This is a genomic window from Pseudomonas sp. Irchel s3a18 (assembly GCF_900187535.1).
Classification (GTDB): domain Bacteria; phylum Pseudomonadota; class Gammaproteobacteria; order Pseudomonadales; family Pseudomonadaceae; genus Aquipseudomonas.
The window spans coordinates 83,431-102,084 of record NZ_FYDV01000003.1 but is presented as its reverse complement, the minus strand read 5'-3'; the positions used below and the strand labels follow the sequence as shown (position 1 = coordinate 102,084).

At 52.7% G+C, this 18,654-nt stretch carries 16 protein-coding genes, 1 tRNA gene and 1 pseudogene; 8 read left to right on the top strand and 10 right to left on the bottom strand.

The features are described from left to right. Nucleotides 1-4: 4 nt before the first annotated feature. A complete protein-coding gene (locus CKW29_RS05615; protein ID WP_095143043.1) occupies nucleotides 5-1,132 on the bottom strand; it encodes an AraC family transcriptional regulator in 1,128 nt (375 codons plus the stop codon). 272 nt (nucleotides 1,133-1,404) lie between these two features. Between CKW29_RS05615 and phbB the strand changes: the two genes are divergently transcribed. The 7 genes and pseudogenes from phbB (at nucleotide 1,405) to CKW29_RS05575 (ending at nucleotide 9,322) form a co-directional block, all read left to right on the top strand. Continuing rightward, a complete protein-coding gene (phbB, locus tag CKW29_RS05610; protein ID WP_007988010.1) occupies nucleotides 1,405-2,151 on the top strand; it encodes an acetoacetyl-CoA reductase in 747 nt (248 codons plus the stop codon). A 65-nt stretch (nucleotides 2,152-2,216) separates the two neighbouring features. Continuing rightward, complete coding sequence (locus tag CKW29_RS05605) at nucleotides 2,217-3,395, top strand: acetyl-CoA C-acetyltransferase (protein ID WP_095143042.1); 1,179 nt, start codon at nucleotides 2,217-2,219, stop codon at nucleotides 3,393-3,395. Between the two features lie 161 nt (nucleotides 3,396-3,556). After that, nucleotides 3,557-5,260, top strand: coding sequence for a class I poly(R)-hydroxyalkanoic acid synthase (gene phaC, locus CKW29_RS05600; RefSeq protein ID WP_095143041.1), 1,704 nt, complete (start codon nucleotides 3,557-3,559; stop codon nucleotides 5,258-5,260). A 110-nt stretch (nucleotides 5,261-5,370) separates the two neighbouring features. Next, a pseudogene (locus tag CKW29_RS05595) lies at nucleotides 5,371-5,487 on the top strand (AAA family ATPase); the annotation flags it as partial. Nucleotides 5,488-5,871: 384 nt separating this feature from the next. After that, nucleotides 5,872-6,138 carry a hypothetical protein gene (locus tag CKW29_RS05590; RefSeq protein WP_095143040.1) on the top strand — a complete coding sequence of 89 codons (267 nt, stop codon included), beginning with the start codon at nucleotides 5,872-5,874 and terminating at the stop codon, nucleotides 6,136-6,138. 445 nt (nucleotides 6,139-6,583) lie between these two features. Further along, nucleotides 6,584-8,068 carry a tyrosine-type recombinase/integrase gene (locus CKW29_RS05585; RefSeq protein ID WP_095148051.1) on the top strand — a complete coding sequence of 495 codons (1,485 nt, stop codon included), beginning with the start codon at nucleotides 6,584-6,586 and terminating at the stop codon, nucleotides 8,066-8,068. An 879-nt stretch (nucleotides 8,069-8,947) separates the two neighbouring features. After that, on the top strand, nucleotides 8,948-9,322 hold the full coding sequence (locus CKW29_RS05575; protein ID WP_095148049.1) for a Rap1a/Tai family immunity protein: 375 nt from the start codon (nucleotides 8,948-8,950) through the stop codon (nucleotides 9,320-9,322). Between the two features lie 309 nt (nucleotides 9,323-9,631). On the opposite strand, the gene CKW29_RS05570 is transcribed toward CKW29_RS05575, so the two are convergent. Beyond that, nucleotides 9,632-10,186 carry a tyrosine-type recombinase/integrase gene (locus CKW29_RS05570; protein ID WP_095148048.1) on the bottom strand — a complete coding sequence of 185 codons (555 nt, stop codon included), beginning with the start codon at nucleotides 10,184-10,186 and terminating at the stop codon, nucleotides 9,632-9,634. A 143-nt stretch (nucleotides 10,187-10,329) separates the two neighbouring features. Then, nucleotides 10,330-10,548, bottom strand: a complete 219-nt coding sequence (locus CKW29_RS05565) for a hypothetical protein (RefSeq protein ID WP_095148193.1) — start codon at nucleotides 10,546-10,548, stop codon at nucleotides 10,330-10,332. 377 nt (nucleotides 10,549-10,925) lie between these two features. Between CKW29_RS05565 and CKW29_RS25435 the strand changes: the two genes are divergently transcribed. Beyond that, nucleotides 10,926-11,324 (top strand): hypothetical protein, encoded by a 399-nt coding sequence (locus CKW29_RS25435; protein WP_143496843.1) that lies wholly within the window; start codon nucleotides 10,926-10,928, stop codon nucleotides 11,322-11,324. Between the two features lie 419 nt (nucleotides 11,325-11,743). On the opposite strand, the gene CKW29_RS05560 is transcribed toward CKW29_RS25435, so the two are convergent. From CKW29_RS05560 to CKW29_RS05535, 7 genes are all read right to left on the bottom strand, one after another. Continuing rightward, nucleotides 11,744-12,817, bottom strand: coding sequence for a hypothetical protein (locus CKW29_RS05560; protein WP_143496841.1), 1,074 nt, complete (start codon nucleotides 12,815-12,817; stop codon nucleotides 11,744-11,746). A 319-nt stretch (nucleotides 12,818-13,136) separates the two neighbouring features. Further along, nucleotides 13,137-13,415, bottom strand: coding sequence for a hypothetical protein (locus CKW29_RS05555; protein ID WP_095148046.1), 279 nt, complete (start codon nucleotides 13,413-13,415; stop codon nucleotides 13,137-13,139). A gap of 51 nt (nucleotides 13,416-13,466) precedes the next feature. Then, on the bottom strand, nucleotides 13,467-15,686 hold the full coding sequence (locus CKW29_RS05550) for a tape measure protein (protein ID WP_095148045.1): 2,220 nt from the start codon (nucleotides 15,684-15,686) through the stop codon (nucleotides 13,467-13,469). Nucleotides 15,687-16,056: 370 nt separating this feature from the next. Beyond that, a complete protein-coding gene (locus tag CKW29_RS05545; protein ID WP_095148044.1) occupies nucleotides 16,057-16,359 on the bottom strand; it encodes a hypothetical protein in 303 nt (100 codons plus the stop codon). Next, entirely contained in the window at nucleotides 16,359-16,925 is a 567-nt protein-coding gene (locus CKW29_RS05540) for a hypothetical protein (protein ID WP_095148043.1), read from the bottom strand. The genes CKW29_RS05545 and CKW29_RS05540 overlap by 1 nt, the downstream gene beginning before the upstream one ends. Nucleotides 16,926-17,385: 460 nt before the next feature. Further along, nucleotides 17,386-17,652, bottom strand: coding sequence for a hypothetical protein (locus tag CKW29_RS25430; RefSeq protein ID WP_143496839.1), 267 nt, complete (start codon nucleotides 17,650-17,652; stop codon nucleotides 17,386-17,388). Nucleotides 17,653-18,419: 767 nt separating this feature from the next. After that, a tRNA-Ser gene (locus CKW29_RS05535) sits at nucleotides 18,420-18,509 on the bottom strand. Between the last annotated feature and the right edge of the window lie 145 nt (nucleotides 18,510-18,654).

Here is an 18,654-nt window from a genome sequence, read left to right as displayed (position 1 = left end):
GGAATTACCGGTGTATCCGTTCGGCGTAAGAGTTGGCGAAGCCTCCGATCTTTTGATCTCTGCGCAGACCGGCGGGGTTCATGACTCGGACAGGCATCGGCACGGCTTCCTCGACCGCAAACAACGACTCGTCGACCCGATATTGACCGGGGGTCATACCGAACCAACGGGTGCAAGCCTTATGGAAGCTGCTGTGATCATGAAAACCGAGCAGATACGTCACATGCTTCATGCTGAAATGAGAATGGCGCAAATAGAAGTCGGCCAACTGCCGGCGCACATCGTTCAGGACATCCTTGAATTGCGCGCCATCCTTCTCAAGGCCTCGTTGAAGCGTTCGCTTGCTGATGCTCAGTGCCGCAGCAATCGATTCCATATCACATTGCCCTTGCCCCTGACTCAGGCGCTCGGTAATCAGCGCGCGAATCCTGGCAACAATAGAGTTGCCGGACAACAGGTCCAGCTGAGCCTCGGCAAAACTGTCATGGAGCGTGGCCAACGCCTCGTTGGCCATACTCAAAGGACTCAGAAGCTCCTGGCCATCGAACACGATGCTGTCATAAGCAGCCCCAAAACGCAGTGGACAGCCAAAAAGCCGCTGATGCTCCGACGTGTCTTCAGGTTCGGGATAAGCGAACTCCACACTCAACGGTTGCGGCAACTTGCCACCCGCCAGCCAACGGCAGAAACCCAGCAGCGAAGCCAGCCCTGCATCCGTATGTTGCCGGGGTCTGACCGAGCCATGTTGCTGATGATCGAGCGCGGCAAGACGGTAATTCTGCTGCTCCCGGATAAAGAAAAGGCTGAATCCAGTACTAATCAACGGGCTGAAACGAACCAGACGTTCGAGCGCCCTTTTCAAATTCGAACTGGACATCATCGTGTAGCCCACGATCTGAAAAACGCTGGGATGGAAATTTCCGTAGGCTTTCAAACCGATGTTCGGATCATCCGAGGCCTGAGCGGCCAGGTCCCATAAACGATAGATAACGCTTCGCTCGCAGAATACTCCCGGTTTATTCACGAGCGTGACATCAAGTCCAGCCTCCTCGCACAGACTGGCAAAATCCAGTCCTTGAGCCAAAAGCGTCTTCGCCAGCACGCCGGCATAACCTGAACTCATTCTATACATAGCTCCCTCAATAACCTGTGGAACCGAACATCCTGTCCGGAGCCAATATTGACCTACGCTGAACATATTTCAATTTTGTTGCACAAATATTAACTGCCTGTGGAGTTTCAGGTATTGATCCCAGTATAGGTACTCCTCATTTTTTGCCAGCGGGCCAAAACGCCCGGGTGGCACCGATGGACACGAAAACGTCACCTACAAACACTTCCGCACGGCCCGTCGATGTCGAACAATCTTCTCTCCTGCAGCGCAAAAAAAAATGGAGTAGATGTATGGAATCGCGTAGTCGCATTGCTTTGGTAACGGGTGGTATGGGCGGTATCGGTACGGCAATCAGCCAACGTCTATACAAGGAAGGATTCAAGGTAATCGTCGGCTGCAGCTCTGATTCAAGCCGCAAGAACGACTGGCGTGCCAGTCAACTGGAGGCGGGTTATGAGTTCGAGTTCATCTATGGTGACGTCACCGATTGGGAGTCAACCCGCAAGGCTTTCGAGATGGCTCGTGAACAATTCGGCCCGATCGATGTGCTGGTCAACAACGCCGGCATCACCCGCGACGCGTCTTTTCGCAAGCTCACCCCGGAAGACTGGAACAGCGTGATCGGGACCAACCTGACGGGCCTGTTCAACACCACCAAGCAGGTCATTGAAGGCATGTTGTCCAAAGGCTGGGGGCGGATCATCAATATCTCCTCCATCAACGGTCAGCGTGGCCAGTTCGGCCAGACCAACTACTCCGCCGCCAAGGCTGGCATCCATGGTTTCACCATGGCACTGGCCCGGGAAGTCTCCGGCAAGGGCGTGACCGTCAATACCGTATCCCCAGGTTACATCCAGACATCCATGACCGCAGCAATACGCCCGGACATTCTCGAAGGCATGATCGCGGCAACACCGGTCGGCCGCCTTGGCCAACCCGAAGAGATTGCCTCAATCGTGGCCTGGCTGGCCTCCGATGAGTCCGCCTACAGCACCGGTGCCGACTTCTCGGTAAACGGCGGCATGAACATGCAATAACCCCCAACCAAGGCATAAATGCCCTGGTTTGTTCGCCGAATTTTGTCTTTTCCATGAGGTCACGCATGAACGAAGTCGTAATCGTTGCCGCAACTCGTACCGCCATTGGCAGTTTCCAGGGTGCTTTGTCTGCAATTCCCGCGACCGAACTGGGTGCCGCAGTGATTCGCCGCTTGCTGGAGCAGACGGGTATCGATGCTACTCAAATTGATGAAGTGATACTCGGCCAGGTACTCACTGCCGGCGCTGGGCAGAACCCGGCACGCCAGACAGCGATCAAGGCTGGCTTGCCACACACCACCCCTGCCCTGACCTTGAACAAGGTCTGCGGCTCTGGTCTCAAGGCGGTCCATCTTGCCGTCCAGGCAATCCGTTGCGGCGACGCGGAACTGGTAATCGCTGGCGGTCAGGAAAATATGAGTCTGGCCCCCTATGTTCTGCCCAAGGCACGCACCGGCTTGCGTATGGGCCATGCGCAACTGCAAGACAGCATGATCCAGGATGGCCTGTGGGACGCCTTCAACGACTACCACATGGGTATCACCGCTGAGAATCTGGCGCAGAAGTACGAGATCTCTCGTGAAGCACAGGATACCTTCGCTATCGCCTCGCAACAGAAAGCCGCAGCAGCCATTGAGGGCGGACGCTTCCAGAGCGAAATCACCCCGATCCTGATTCCTCAGCGCAAGGGCGAACCGCTGGTCTTCGACACCGACGAACAGCCGCGTGCCGACAGTACTGCCCAAACCTTGGCGAAACTCAAACCGGCATTCCAGAAAGACGGCAGCGTGACCGCCGGCAACGCTTCGACCCTCAACGATGGTGCTGCCGTACTGTTGCTGGCCAGCGCTGCAAAAGCACAAGCGCTGGGCCTCCCGGTTCTGGCACGGATCAAAGCCTATGCCAGCGCCGGTGTAGACCCGTCGATCATGGGCATCGGCCCTGTCCCGGCTACACGCCTGACCCTGCAAAAGGCCGGCTGGAGCGTCGAGGACCTGGACCTGATCGAAGCCAACGAAGCCTTCGCCGCCCAGGCGCTGGCGGTTGGCAAAGAGTTGGGTTGGGACACCAGAAAAGTCAACGTCAACGGCGGCGCGATCGCCCTTGGCCATCCGATCGGCGCGTCAGGGGCACGGATTTTGGTGTCGCTGGTGCACGAGCTGATCCGTCGCGACGGCAAGAAGGGACTGGCCACTTTGTGCATCGGTGGCGGACAAGGCGTCGGCCTGGCTATCGAGCGCTAACCAACGGCATCTGAGTAGCCCATGCGCGGACTTGGGACCCTTGTTCCACGCATCAGATTGGCGTCAGACAACGCTGCCCGCATTCCTGCCGTCGCTACGCCGGAGTCCGGCAAAGCGCGGCTTTTTTTCTGCCCGGCTCATCTGTATGGGCAAGGAACTTTATGGACAACAACGCGCATACATTCAAAACCTATTGGTCAGGCCAGGCTCCGTTCATCGCTTCCTTTGCAGTGCAACAATTACGCCTATGGGTCAGCACTAATCCGTGGTTTTCCGGGCATGAGCACGGCGCCTGGTTCGAGTTGCCTCGCGAAACCCTGGACAGTCTACAAACGGACTACCAGGTTCAATGGTGCCAACTCGGCCAAAAACTGCTGACCGGCCAACCCTTCAGCTTCGATGATCGACGCTTCTCCAGCGGCAACTGGAGCGAGCCACTGTTCGGCTCCCTCGCTGCGTTTTACCTGCTCAACTCCAGCTTTCTCCTGAAACTGCTCGACAAACTGCCGATCGACGAAAAAAAACCGCGCCAACGCCTGCGCTATCTGGTGGAGCAAGCCATTGCCGCCAGTGCGCCAAGCAATTTCCTGGTCAGTAACCCTGATGCGCTCCAGCGTGTGGTTGAGACTCAAGGTGCCAGCCTGCTCACAGGTATGCAGCATCTGGCCAGCGACATGAACGAAGGCAAAATGCGCCAGTGTGATAGCGGCGCCTTCAAGGTTGGCGTCGATCTGGCTAACACCCCCGGCGAAATCGTCTTTGAGAATCACCTATTCCAGCTAATTCAGTACTACCCGCAAAGCGAATCCCAGTACCGACACCCGGTATTCGTCGTACCTCCGTCGATCAACAAGTACTACATCCTTGATCTGCGCCCGGACAACTCGATGGTCCGCCACCTGCTGGAACAGGGACATCCCGTATTCCTGATGTCCTGGCGCAACTTTGACGAGGAACACGCTGGCACCACCTGGGATGACCTGATTGAGCACGGGGTAATCGACGCCTTGCAGGTGACCCGCGATATCAGTGGCGAGCAGCGACTCAATTGCGTGGGCTTCTGCATCGGCGGCACCCTGCTGAGCACGGCGCTGGCAGTACTTGCTGCACGCGGCGACAGGGAGATCGCCAGCGTGAGCCTGTTCACCACGTTCCTTGACTACCTGGATACCGGTCCCATCGACATATTCGTCGACGAAGAACTGGTGGCCTATCGAGAGCGCACTATCGGCGGCATGAATGGTCCCATCGGTCTGTTTCGTGGTGAGGACATGGGCAATACCTTTTCCCTACTGCGCCCCAACGAGCTGTGGTGGAACTACAACGTCGACAAATACCTCAAGGGGCAGAAGCCGATCCCGCTTGATCTGCTGTTCTGGAACAACGATAGCACCAACCTTCCGGGGCCGATGTACTGCTGGTATCTGCGCCACACCTATCTGCAGAACGATTTGAAATCAGGCGAGCTGGAGTGCTGTGGGGTCAAGCTTGATTTGCGTGCAATTGACGCTCCCGCTTACATCCTCGCCACCCATGACGATCACATCGTGCCCTGGAAAAGCGCCTACGCCAGCACCAACCTGCTCTCCGGGGCCAAGCGTTTTGTATTAGGAGCTTCAGGGCATATTGCCGGCGTCATCAATCCACCGGCCAAGCAGAAGCGCCATTACTGGACCAATAATCGGGTCACGAAAAACCCGGAGACCTGGTTCAAGAATGCTGAGCAGCAACCCGGTAGCTGGTGGAATGATTGGTTCAACTGGCTGGTGGGACACTCCGGCGAGCGCCAACCAGCGGTTCCGCACATAGGAAATAACAAATTCCCGCCTCTGGAGCCGGCGCCAGGCAGTTATGTAAAGCAATGAAAGACTGCTGCGGGCCAGAGCGCGACACTTTCTGGTACGTGACGCTCAACTTCCTGGATGACGGCAGCGTCGAGATATTGTGGGTTGTGCCGAAGTATGATTGATCGGGAACTGGCAACGAGTCGTACCGCCTGCAACACAGCAGTTTGATTGCACAGACGAAGATCAAATCACGCGAACGTAAGCTCAAGGACGAGGTTGGTAGGGAGGAAGACCAGCAATTTTGACTGTTGTTGTGGAAATGCCCTGCTGCATGACTGCATGTAGCAGGTCTTCCGCGACTCATGTGATCGGCACGCTGCTAAGTTTATCCAAAATTGCTGCTGCGAAATCAGCAATCCGCCCTGGGTAAAATTTCAATCGGCAGGGTGTGTGAGTTTTCAATTAGCGCCAACAATTTCACCAAATCTGGAAGTCTTTTTCAGAGCTTCCCTAATGAATTACTACCGTCCATTCAACTTTCACAATCGCGGGTTAATTTCCGTGAATGAAATAAAGTTTAAACATACTTATTACTACTTGTGACCCGCCCCCCCCCCTACTAATAAACAGCCGACCGGTAAGCCCAACCGACGGCACATCATCTGTTTGGGTACAAGGAGAGACGACCCATGAGCACTCCGTTTCGCATCAACGAAGCACTTTTGATTGCCGGCCACGCATTCGAACCTTTTCAATGCGTCGCCTGGGCTCCGCAAGACGGTAATGGCGAACTGAGCCTGACCATCATCGACCGGGCCCACACTCGTATTTGTCGCAAACAGATTCCAACCAGTACCTATTCCGACCCGGCGCAGCTGGAAAGCCTGCTGGAAGAGGTGCGCGCCGAGTTGAGCCAGGAGGGCTACAAGCTACAATCCTGGACAATGCCAGAGTAAGCATTCTCGCGGATCGCTACCGGTGATCCGCCTAATACTCCACTCTCAAGATCATCGAAGGCAGCCTCATGCACCAGGTGTTGGAATCAGCCAGTCGTGCAGAGGGCTATGCCTTCGGCTTTCGCGATGCGGGGGTCATCACTGAAATACAGCGCGTCGAATGATGTACACCGCTTAGAAACTGTCGAAAAATCAGCCTTTGGTCGCAAAGCACTGAGCCGTCCAGGGTATGGGCCAAAGTATGGGCTGTGTTTTTTCAGAACCGCAGAAACGAAAAAGCCCCGAATAATCAGGGCTCTAACGTTTAAATGTGGCGGTGAAGGAGAGATTCGAATTAAGCGACCTTTTCGACCAGCAAGGCCCGTATTCCGGGGCTTTCAGCGTGCATAGTAGTACAATTGAGTAGTACAATCCGCTGTACCACTCCCCTCTCCACGGCGCTCCAATGGCAGACAACCTGATCCAGAAGAAAGGCGAATCCACTTGGTATGTGAAGCTGGCAATCCCTTCTGACGTCCGACAAGCCTTCGGCGGAAAGGCCGCGTTCATCCAGTCACTGAAGACCGGGCTACGTAAAGAAGCCATGGACCTACGCCTTCCAATCCTCGCGACGTGGAAATCTCGTATCAAGGCAGCGCGTGAAGGCACACCGATGCCAGCCGACTGGCAAGACAACTTCCTCACGAAGCTCCACGAGATAGACCAGAACACTGTCAAGGCCAAGCTGGCAGAGATGGACGGGCTACTGGACAACACAGAGGAAGTCACAGACGAAGAACTGGAGGCATTTAAAGAACTCGGGCCTGAGGTCTTATCGGGACTCGCTGAGGTCTATCGGATGAGGCAACAACAGCCAAGAGGCGACTTCAGATTCATTGAGGACATAGGCCAGATGTCGAAGGTGATCGCCAAGACCTTACTCACGAGCGGGTATAACGTCACGCCAGAACAAGACACTGAAGCTGACGCCCTGATCGCTGATCACAAGGCCAGATCCCCCATCACCACAGCCCGAGTGAAATCCTTCCGAGAGTTCAGGGAGAGTCGTGGTGGCGCCCCGAAACACGTAGATCAGCAAGTGGGCAAGATGGAACGGCTGTCGGACTTTCTCAAGAAAGAGGGACTGGTGCTGAACTTCGACACGATAGACACATGGCTCAAGTCATTGAATCGCGCGCCAGCAACACTAGGTCAGTACCTCATGGCGGGCACTGCGTTCTGGAAGTGGGCAACGAAGTACGACCCGGCTTGGCGTGAAGAATACAAAGACAAGGTGAATCCGTTCGTAGGGCACGAGCTGCCTCAGGGCGGTGGTTCCGAATTAGCGGGACAAAGCAGGGAGATGTACACACGAGACGACACCCTGAAGCTACGTCAAGCCGCACTGGATAACGAGGATAAACCGCTTGCCGACCTCATCACATTGGGCTGGTACACCGGGGCCAGGATCGAAGAACTCTGCCAGCTCAACAAAAACAACGTGATCACTGTCGATGGCATCCGATGCTTCGATTTCCCGCGAAGTAAGAGCAAGGTGAGCAAGCGTGTCCTACCGATTCACCCAAGTCTGTTGCCGACCATTGACCGCCTACTTGAAGACACCACAGACACCTTCCTGATCCCCACAGACTCAGGTGACAAGTATGGCAAGCGCTCGCACGCAGCTTCCAAGGCGTTCGGCAGACTGCGTAAGAAAGCAGGCTTCAGCCTGCTCCACGTCTTCCACAGCTTCCGTAACACCGTAATCACTCATCTGGTCAGGGCGGACGTTCCAGACCCCTTGGCGAAGGAGCTGGTCGGGCACAAAGAAGGCTCAGTGACGCATGACGTGTATTCGAAGGGTGCGAGTACGGCCCAGAAGCTGGCAGCGATCTCCAAACTTCCTTCACTAGACAAAACCCGCGCCAGCACACCAGACGAAGGCCAATGAATACAGGGTGCACAAGGGTGCAGAGTGCGCCGAATTAACGACCTAATATGTATACCGGAGGGGCACCCTCGCACTCTGCGGGGAGTGAACACACAGCGTGAGCTGTAGACAGGGATACACGTTGACGGTAATCCGAAAGCGAACGCTTTCAACAGTACCCAGCGTAGGACGTAACACCCTTGATCTTCGATCAGACGGATACCCATACCCAATATCCCACAATCCCGCTTCGCTTCTGCCTTTGCTCTTGTGGGTGGTGCACAACCGAATGCGTGAGCATTCAACAGGGTCACACGTTGAGCAACGCTCAAGATTGGTACGTAGGAATGCGTGAGCATTCGGCAACAACCCTTGGAGGATTGAGGACAATATCAATGTAATCCTCTTCTACTCTCCAGCGTGTAACCTTGTCGTTAGCTCACGCTAACCGTGCATCCCTCTCCGAGTGTTCCCTCTGTGTATGTATATTGCGACGTTAATTCCGCGCAACTCACACCCCTCTAGGCCCTGTATTCGCTGGATCAGACCGCCCTCCCCGGCGCAGCATTCCGCCCTAGGGCGAACGTGTGACACTATGCCTAGACAACCGACGCCCTTCCAAGGAATCAAGATGGCTACCGAACGCAGCACGTGCAGTAAATGTGGATCGACCCTTGAAATTCGCTGCATCAAGCTTAGGGTTCGGGACAAAGACGACCTGTCCTGCCCTGTATGCGGCGAACACATCAAGAGCTGGAACGAGGCCAAGATGTGGGTAGCTGAAGTCGTGGAGCGCGTAGAGAACCACCTCCCGAAATAGCCGACAGTAACGACTTGCAGTCGATGGCACTAGGCCACTGCACCCGGTAACATGCCTCGCTCACTCAGAAGGAAGACATCATGAAGGCATGGATCGGGGCTGTTGCACTGGCGGGGACTCTGGCAAGTGGTCAGGTAATGGCAGATGGAAATCAGTTGCTAAGATCGTGCAAGGCGATGCTTGCAGCAGCAGATAATCCAAGAATCAGCACTGGGGTGAGTGAGCTTGAACTAGGTCAATGCATCGGATTAACGGAAGGCGCACGAAACACAATGCTTGTTCTGAATCCAAGCCTCAGCCCGGACATGCAGACTTGCTTCCCTGAAACTGGAACTCAAAATGGTCAAGGCATACGGATCGTTATCCAATACCTTGAAGCACACCCCCAGCTACTGAATGAAGACGCCTCCCTCCTTGCCGTACTTGCATACAAAACGGCGTACCCCTGCAAGTAACCAAGGCCGTTCTCCACAGAATCCCATGCCCCGCCCCGAAAAAAGGGGGCAACTCTTGGTGTGATCCAGATTCAGGCCAGAAATATAAGCTGGGGCGACTGTGCACAGAAACACTCGGTTCTACCCGAGGTGTTGAGCGGTGTGCTGACAGGGTGAATGGAAACGTCTGAAATCTGTAAATAAGTTGTCCGCCCTTCTGGAGCAGTCTGTGAAGCCGTTTACGGACGATCAATCGCGCAGTTAGCCAGGTCATAGATGTGACAAAGCCCGCTCTGTGGCGGGCCTGTAGGCAGTGTGGAAGGCGCGACGTCAGATCACAAACTCATGGTATGTCGCGTCAACCTGATCTTGAGTGATGCCGATGTACGCCATGGTTACAGCGGGGCTGCTGTGGTTCAGCACCTTGCATATCATCTCGATGGACACGCCGCTGCTGTGCATCAACCACCCACGGGTTTTTCGCATTGAGTGGGTGCCAAGACTGATACCCAACTCATCACCAACAGCCTTGAATGCCGTGGCTACGGCAATACGGCTAACGGGTTTGTCCTTCGCCCGGTTGCTCTGCACTTCAAATAGGTACTGGTGGTGTGGGTTGGCATCCCTACGCTTCCTGACGATAGCCACAGCCTTTTCATTCAACGTAATGTTCCGCACCTTGCCAGTCTTCGACTCCTTAATCATGACGCGACCTTGCAAAGCTTCTTCGTAGGTGATCGTCAGCAGGTCGGAAATGCGGAGTGCCACTTGCAGACCGAACATCCACAGATCGGCGTACAGAGGATTGCCACGGGCATTCAACGTCAGCTTGTGAGCCACTTGCTGAACTTCTGCTGAAGTCTTCACTGCTTCGACTAATTGCATGACGCCCCCCGTGTTTACTGGCTTGGCTAATTAACAAAATATCCTCTTGAGGCAGAGATTACCCGAAATCGGCAGGAAGTCAACAACCATAGGGGTTGGCTAATTTACACAACTGCATTCTGTTAATTAGGAAGGCATCCCTCTCAGGCTAGCCGTAGTCGATTGATGGCGTCCGTGATGGCTTGGGCATTGGTGTCTAGTACCTGAAGCGAACCCAACACATTCTCCGCCACGTAAGCCCCTCCTTGGCGAGTTGCCCACAAGGCCAGCTCTTCTAACGCGGCAGCGATCCCATGTTGGTTATGCAGTAGCAGGGTCAGCACATCGGCTGTGGCGATATGGGCGTCTGTGTTTGTGGGCATGACGATCATCCTTGAATGTGGGAATGACCAGCCTAGCCCAGCTCCAGGCATCTGCCGACATCTGACCGCATACAGTGGCTCAGGGTAGTGGGACGCCCTTCCCTTGCGGGAAATCGATGATTCAGGACAAAAAGTGAATCTTTAGAGCAAAAAGTGAATCTGAGTGATCAGAACGCATCCTGCTTGACCCGTATTAACCGGAAGCCCCGTAGAATAAGGGCCCCAGCGGTATGTGCAGCGCGGGGGCCAGGTTGGATCAGTGATGGGCTGTAGGGTTCTGCATAGTTGATTGACCCTTTCCATAGAGTTTTGTTGGGCGCTGTCTACACTGATCGTTGGGCATTGTGCCATCAGACACTCTCTACAAGGAAGACACCATGTTTAGACGATTGGCTACCGCCGCACTGATAACTACGACAATGACTGTCATGGGTTGCACATCATCACCTGTTGATCCGTCAAAGGTTGCAAGAGGCGACTACGGTGACTTTCCGACCAACTATCAAGAAACAGTGATAGGCTACTTTCAACAAACCCTCAAAGACCCCTACTCTGCTCAGTACAAATTCGGAACTCCCTATAAAGGCTATCTCCGAGACGCTCCAATTAGCGGCGGAGAACCGACTGTATTCGGCTACATCGTGGATTGCTCAGTGAATGCCAAGAACAGTTACGGTGGTTATACTGGTGATAAACACTATCGTATGTTTCTGAAGAACAACACTGCCACACCATTTGGAACTAACCCGTGGTTTCAAGAGAGCTGGTACAAGTAGCCAGTAGCCCTATGAGCGGAGACACACACAGTGGCTCACCTTGTGAACTGCCGTTCACTCGCCCTCGTACTATTCCACGTAACGGCAGTTCCCTCTTGGAGTAATAAACACATACATACTCCAAGAAGAGTAAACCTAGGATGGAGACCACTATGAACGTCCGTTCACCGGGACTACTGTTGATAGCGGACGCTATCTAGGACCACTATTCATAGCTCACGCTATGGGGTTAATCAACGCTTCTGCACAATCAGTTTGCCCAGTGTATTACCCACCTTCAATCGGGCTACAGCCCACGGAAACAGCGGCCTGCAGGGCACTTGGACACCATTTCAGTGGGACACTTTCTAGAAGCAATACCCCCTCCCCGTGAGTTTCTTTCGAGCATGAGAAAGCCCACCATCACTGGCGGGCTCATGTTATGCGGCTAACTGTTGTTCCATCACCTCATCCCAGAAGTCTGAAGCCCCAGGATTTTCCCGACTTGCTACCGCCCCGACATTCATTGCACGGTACTCAGCGAGTTGTGCCGGACTGTAGGAGTCGATTGGTGCAGGGCCGAACATTGGTCGAATTGCAGCAGCATCGTAGATACTGGTCAGACTCTCAACCAAGAAGTCATTAAGCACTTCCACTGTTGTCTCAGTGATTGTCTTACCATGAAGGAAATCGAAGAACAAACCCTCATCAAACTCAGTGATGGCGAACGAATCGTGAGCGAAGTATGAAGACATCTGCTGCACCTGTTCCAGCACCTTCAACACTTGCAACAACTCAGACCGATACGCAGACATTCTCTCCGTTTCAACGATGAGCATCATCATGGGGCTAACGTAACAGCCACCACCAACTTGAAAAATCTCCTTCCCTGTCACAGCCTCAACAAGCATTCCAAGATCTTGCGTACTGATACCCGGTGTATTTAATGCCTTCAAGTATGCGGCATGTTCTGGGTTCGTCGGATCAAGAAGTTTTCCCAAAGTGTCCAAGCGAGCTTGTCGAGTGCTAGGCAACAACTTAGTGACTTTGGTGAACGCTTCCCATACAGGGCGAGTGATGCACTCAATCATCAGTTCCATGATGGCTTTGTCATCCATACCAACTTGAACATCCCACTTACTGTTCTTTTCGGAGAAGTGAATATATGCACCGCCGCCAAGATGAGTATTCTTGAAAGAGCGGTTCAGGGAAGCACTAGCTATCACCAGATTGCATGGAACAAACTTCCCCGTGTGCTTCTGGCCTTTCACTGGGTACACATGACTGAAGTGATATGCACCGAACACTTTTGCACTGGATGGATTGGCCCGCACTTGCAACTTATGCATCTCATGCAACTCATCCAACTGTTCAGCAGTAATGCCCTCGACGATTTGAACTGTACCTGCTTCTTTTGCATGACGAAGTAACAACCGGATGAACGCATTGGACATCTGCAATGGCTTTGGCTCACGCTTCTTCCGTGCGCCCTTCTTACCCTTGTTACGTTTCACACGCTTACACTCTTCACTGCAAGTCTTAGTAGCCCTGTGCTCGGGTTGAAACTTCTTCTTGCATACAGTGCATGTCTTACGCGTATCTTTCTTAGTCTTTGTTGATGTTCGTTTTACTGGCGCCATCTTCGGTCGCTCCTGTGTTTGAATGAGTTGTGCCGTGAATGGCGATGAATGTTTGTCTGCAATGAGAACTACAGAATGCAGTTGCCTTGAATGACAGAAAGCCAACACCGCAATGGCGGCAGTGACAAGTTCGTTGGTTACGCGGCCTATGCATCATGCATTGCCGTGTTTGGATTGTCGTAGACTGTATTCATTATTTATCTCCTGTGTGCTTTGATTGGCTGAGCTTACGATTCACTGTTCTATCTACATACTCTTTCATCTGCTCACGCTCTTGTGAGAACTGTTGCTGCACTTCTGTGCGGTGTTCCAGCACTAACGCAGTGGCTGAGAGCCTTGCGTTGTTCTCTGCGATGGCAGCGAAGAACCTAGCCTCGTGACTACTACGATCATAAACATATGCCGACATTGTTAACATGGCGACCACTTGGATTATGCAGGCGGCTACCACCGCCTTAATTATGTAGTTCACTAGGATTCCTTTAGTTATGTGTTGTTGGGAGCCTGCATTGCACAGGCTTATTTATTTGGCTTCTGACAGGCCAGCGTTAGTCCTTTGGAGCGTTAGACCAAAGCTATCATTAACTTCACGGCGAATAAGTCTTGCAATATCCTCAGCCGAGGCATCTGTCTCTGTTGTGATATTTACCGTCACAGGGGCGGTGATGTTGTTCGTTGTAGTGTTCACCGGGGCTTCAACTGGACGCTGCTCTGGTTCAGGATACTTCAACTTCGCCTGAGACTCATAACCACCCAGGATATTAGATACATCAAGTGGCTCCAGAACATCAGGTCGAAACCTACGATACTGACCATCAGCCACATCTCCAACTTCAAGACTCTTGAATAGCTTCTCAAAGTTGAGCGATGGATTATCAAACCCAAACAGGCTCTTCTCTGGAACTTTCACATCAGCCCAGCGAGCCTTGTTCTCTTCTGCCTTTTCTTTGGCATCCTTACCGCCTAACACCCAGTTCCAAAGGTTGCTAACAGGATCAGCGGCATTGGCATCCAACCGTTGTTGTTCGGTAATTGATGCTGCACCCTGATTAGGTAATGTGATAACTCCATCAGCACCACCAGCAGATGCAAGAGATGCAGCTCGCTCTTCTGGAGTATTATCTGTTCCATCAGCATCTTTGCCGGTGATGAATCGCACTAGAGCCGTCTTGAACTTGGTTAGCCCGATATCCATACCTGCCAATGCAGCGTTAACCGGCTGCATGGCTTCGTTCAACTCACGATCAGCTTGAATACGCTCATGGATAACATCCTTCAACTCTTGGCTGGAGTTCAGTTGGTTGTCATTCATGAACTTCTGGTTATCGGCTCTGGTCTGGTCGGCGTCGATAGACTTCATCTGTTTCGATAAGACATCTTGATTAGCGGTCAGGTAGTTAGTCATGCCCTGATCGAAGTCTTTGGCAAGGATGTTGCCCTTGGTCACTTGGGCCTTGAACCAGCCCGCATGCTCTTCAACCTTGCCCTTAAACTTCAAACGTGTAGCCGCTGCCTGTCGAATTGCACTAGCAACAGGCCCACCAACAGCATCGAACAGATCGTTTACATCAGACCCTTCGGGACGCCCCTTCGCGCGAATCTGACCAAGTTGATATGCCGCACGTTTCTGGGCTTCCTTATCAAGTGCAGCAGCCCGGAACACGGCAGACTGATCTTCATAGATCTTCGTGGCTTGCTCCAGAGTCTTACCTAGTGCAATCTGCCCTTGAACAAAGCTGGCATATACCTTGACTGCCTCTACAGACAGCTCCATACCGTACTTGTTGGAAATCTCTACGAACTTGTCACGGCTGAACTTCTGGTTCAGTGGGTTCTTCCCCCCACTCGTTTCCAAAGCTGTGTTGAACTGTTCGGCACCACTAGCACTCTCCTGACGTAGCTTGATGCGCTCACCAGCGTATGCCACTGCACTTGTGAGTGCGTACAAGGCTGCACCAGCCGCCCCCAGGGCGATTGAGAAGGAGCCAAGACCGAAACCATCACCACCACGAGGGCTATTACGTGTGGCCTCCCAATGGCTCTGGCGAGCCTTCCAGCCTTCGAAGCGCTCAGACTTTTGCTGGTGTGCCTCTATCTGGCGTTGGTCACGTAACCTTGCCTGCTGTTGAGACACTGCAAACTTCTGTGCTGCCCTCATGCCACGTTCACGGGCTTCATTTAGTGCCAACTCAAGACGCTGCGTGACTGTCAAACTCTGTACGTGCTTCTGTTGCAGTGTTGCAGTCCTAACCTGCTGTTGGGCCAGTCGCTGCTCTAAGCCTGCCTGTCGAGTCTTTGCAGCCGCTACAGTGGCAGTGTTCTTAATCTCCTGCCCTTGTGCCTTCAAGCGTTCCAGAGTGGCCTTGTGGGCCTTGGCATCAGCTACAGCGGACGCCTGTTTGGCTCTAACGGCAGTAGTGGCAAGGAATGCACTCTGCTTGGCTCCAGCAAACTGCAACTTCTGTTGGGCCAACTCAGCAGCGAATGTATACCGCTTAGCCTTGGCTACAGCTGTTTCAAGCTGCAACTCACGGTTCAGGTTATGACGTAAGGATGTATCATGTTTCTGTGCTGTTGCCTTCGGGCCATTACCAAGTTTTGTTGCCAGTTGGTCAGCCTGTCGTGACATTGACTTCATACGCCGTTCAACTTGGGTCAGACTGGCGTTAAAACGATGTAGACCGGACAGGTCAACTTGGAAACTGAGTAAACCTGTGAGTTTGGCGATTGTCTCTGCGTTCATCGGCTAGCACCATAACTACGCCCCTGCTGCACGTACCCCTTCAACTCTTGTTGCACAACTCCGTGGAACAGCCTACGAGCCGCACCACGATACAACAGAGACTCTGTATAACCGCCTGTCTCTCTGTATTCCGACAGGAAACTAGACACAATCTCTGCAACTACAAGCGGGCCACTCACTGCGAGTAGGAAACCACTCTCGACTTTGACCCAGACAGAAGTGTACTGAGAGACGCTAGACATCAAACGCATACGCTCCCTGAGGGCCTTGTTAAGCTTGCGTGGACTGAAGCTGTCTGTAACTGATAGCAGGTATGCACTTCTGTGTGAATGGCCGTCTAAGCGGCTTAGGTGTTGCTGTAGGGTGTATGTCATTGTGTTCCTCTCTCTGGTAATGCCAGCACCCAACTATTAGCCGGGATACCGAACATCGTTGCTGGAAGCTGGAAGCTATAACTCATGTGTTCAGGGTACTTCCTGTTGTAGTCATCACACGCAGCGGTAATCTCCTTGTCGGCATAGTCCGCTGACGACATCAACACCGTGAAAGCCTTACCACCATCTACAACACTTTTTACTTGCAAACTTGCTTGCTTCTTCACATCTTCCTCATTCAATCGCGGGTCATTGGATGCATACCGCTCCAACAAAATTCGTGTTGTCAGATCCAGCATCACTTAGCCCCTTTCAGGGCTGCACGAACTGTTTGACGTGTACGACCAAGAGCCTGCTCCACTTCCTTGCGGATCACTTCGGCTGCATCCTGCTCTTCTTTGGCCAATTGCTCAGCCTTCAGTCGGGCAGCATTTGCAACTTGAAGTTGAACCTCACGCTCTACGATTAATTCATTTTCTTGATCAACCTTGGCACGAAGCTTGGCTTCAGCTTCTGCATACAATATTTCCAAATCCAGTTGCTGCTGGGCAATAGGCTTCTTCAGATACACACGGAAGACCGATACTCCACCACCGTTAGAGCTTGTTGTACTCGCTGTTGAGCGTGTCCATCCTTCTGCAACCTTCTCAAAGACCAAGCTCAACAGATCGTCTGGTGTTGGGTGTGCGACAAACTCAACAAGTGCACCAAGGAACCAGCGGCGAGGAAGCTCACCCATTTCATTTGGCTCACCTTGGAAGTCAAAGTCATTACCTTCAACTCTGGACATGTACAGACGTTCAGCCTCTTCTCTTACTGCCTGAATATCCTCAGCGGTGATGGTCTTCAATACTGCTTGTTTCATGTTTTGTTTCCTCTTATGTATGTTTGTTTGCCCGAATGTGGGTGATAGTTGTCCGCAACCTAAAGGTAGGCTGGGATATGGTGATATTGCGATATCGAGGCCACGTAAACAGCGGCCTGTAGCGGTGCAAAACAGCGACCCTGTACCCTAGGTAGGGGTAGGTGTTTTTATCGCGGTTTAGCCCAATGATTCCAGGAACGATGGACTAACACTTGCTAGCTCACCTACTGACACCAGAGTTCCGTCTCGACTCTTCTTGCCCGCGAGTTTGTAGAACTTCTGTAGGACTGCATCAGATACTCTGATGAAACGGAATGTAGGGCTATCCGCTGGCAGCTCGGTAGAGCTAATGACGTTGACTAGCAGGCTTGATGCGACGTGAATTACGATAAAGTTTGACACTGTGCTTCTCTCTCATGTTGTAGTTATCTCCTTTTTGGTTTGTGTTGTTGATTACGGGCTATCGACTGGCACGCGGATAGTAAAGATCGATCACACGAAGACTGACCCCCAGCGCTTCAGCAATCGCACTCGCAGACATGCAGTGACAGTTCTTATAAACATAATCTCTGATTTGCTCGGCAATCGCTGCCTTGCGTTGCTCTTCAGCTAATGTCATCTGGTGGCACCTCTGTTGGGGTTGGTGGTGGAGATTGTTGGTCATGCTCAATCTGTTTGAGTGTTCGGTGATTCCGTACTCGGCACAGGCCAGAACAGAATCGTCCATGTGGTGTACGTGAAGCAAAGCGTGAATTACACACGCAGCAGTGTCTGTAGGTAAGTGCCATTCGGCCTCCTTAAGTGAGTTGGTGTATGTGATGTAACGCAGGAAATCGCAGACAATAAAAAAGGGTAAAAGATTGTGGCCTTCTACCCGTTCGGTTTGCTGCTATGTCTTGAAGTTCGTTGTCGCTGAGTTGAAAGCCTACAACTCTTTAACGCTGGCGACTGGAGCGACGACAGGGAATCAGGCTGTCTACCGTGTATGTAGCCATGTTACCGGCTGAACAATGGAACCCTCCACCAAATTGGATTAGGGTGGCTGTTCGGTCTGTCTTGGAGATCGGCACCGAACGCAGACAGAGAAACTTCTCCCTCTCTACAGCTATATTCTACCACACTTTGACTCAGTGTCAAGCACTTTACGCTGATTAATGCAAGTATATTTTTTCTATCAATACGTCGCTTACCGATAGCAATACACGTGATACCCCCGTGTTTAAAGGCTTCCGTACCAACACCGCCTCGTAACGCCATGCTCATTACCTGACGAACGGTAGATGTAGGGCGAAGCATAGAGCGTGACACGGCCGGGGGCGTGATCGGACTAACGGTAGGGGGCGGCGTGAGGCCAGGGGTATGCGAGCGAAAAGCGACAGCGCCCTGTGGAAACGGAGCGCCGGAAGGCGAGACGTGATGAGTAGTACAACCGAGTAGTACAACTTTAAAAGAAAAACCCCCGTAACTCATTGAATTACAGGGGTTTTCTGAATTTGGCGGTGAAGGAGAGATTCGAACTCTCGATACAGTTTCCTGTATACACACTTTCCAGGCGTGCTCCTTAAGCCACTCGGACACTTCACCGTATCTCTTCAAACAAGTTCTGTCTGTCGAGGCGCGCTAATGTAGTCGAAAGCTTTTCCGATGGCAAACATTTTTTTCAGAATTTTCATGCGGTTAAGCGATTTGTCGATTCGGGCGGGTTGGCGGGTATGGCAAAGCTGCCATT

Bases quoted from the DNA above. Each gene is read 5' to 3' on its own strand.
- CKW29_RS05605 (WP_095143042.1), top strand. From the start codon at position 2,217: ATGAACGAAGTCGTAATCGTTGCCGCAACTCGTACCGCCATTGGCAGT.
- CKW29_RS25435 (WP_143496843.1), top strand. From the start codon at position 10,926: ATGTTTAGACGATTGGCTACCGCCGCACTGATAACTACGACAATGACT.
- CKW29_RS05585 (WP_095148051.1), top strand. From the start codon at position 6,584: ATGGCAGACAACCTGATCCAGAAGAAAGGCGAATCCACTTGGTATGTG.
- CKW29_RS05540 (WP_095148043.1), bottom strand. From the start codon at position 16,925: ATGAAACAAGCAGTATTGAAGACCATCACCGCTGAGGATATTCAGGCA.
- CKW29_RS05550 (WP_095148045.1), bottom strand. From the start codon at position 15,686: ATGAACGCAGAGACAATCGCCAAACTCACAGGTTTACTCAGTTTCCAA.
- phbB (WP_007988010.1), top strand. From the start codon at position 1,405: ATGGAATCGCGTAGTCGCATTGCTTTGGTAACGGGTGGTATGGGCGGT.
- CKW29_RS05575 (WP_095148049.1), top strand. From the start codon at position 8,948: ATGAAGGCATGGATCGGGGCTGTTGCACTGGCGGGGACTCTGGCAAGT.
- CKW29_RS05545 (WP_095148044.1), bottom strand. From the start codon at position 16,359: ATGCTGGATCTGACAACACGAATTTTGTTGGAGCGGTATGCATCCAAT.
- phaC (WP_095143041.1), top strand. From the start codon at position 3,557: ATGGACAACAACGCGCATACATTCAAAACCTATTGGTCAGGCCAGGCT.
- CKW29_RS05570 (WP_095148048.1), bottom strand. From the start codon at position 10,186: ATGCAATTAGTCGAAGCAGTGAAGACTTCAGCAGAAGTTCAGCAAGTG.
- CKW29_RS05590 (WP_095143040.1), top strand. From the start codon at position 5,872: ATGAGCACTCCGTTTCGCATCAACGAAGCACTTTTGATTGCCGGCCAC.
- CKW29_RS05615 (WP_095143043.1), bottom strand. From the start codon at position 1,132: ATGTATAGAATGAGTTCAGGTTATGCCGGCGTGCTGGCGAAGACGCTT.
- CKW29_RS25430 (WP_143496839.1), bottom strand. From the start codon at position 17,652: ATGGACGATTCTGTTCTGGCCTGTGCCGAGTACGGAATCACCGAACAC.
- CKW29_RS05565 (WP_095148193.1), bottom strand. From the start codon at position 10,548: ATGCCCACAAACACAGACGCCCATATCGCCACAGCCGATGTGCTGACC.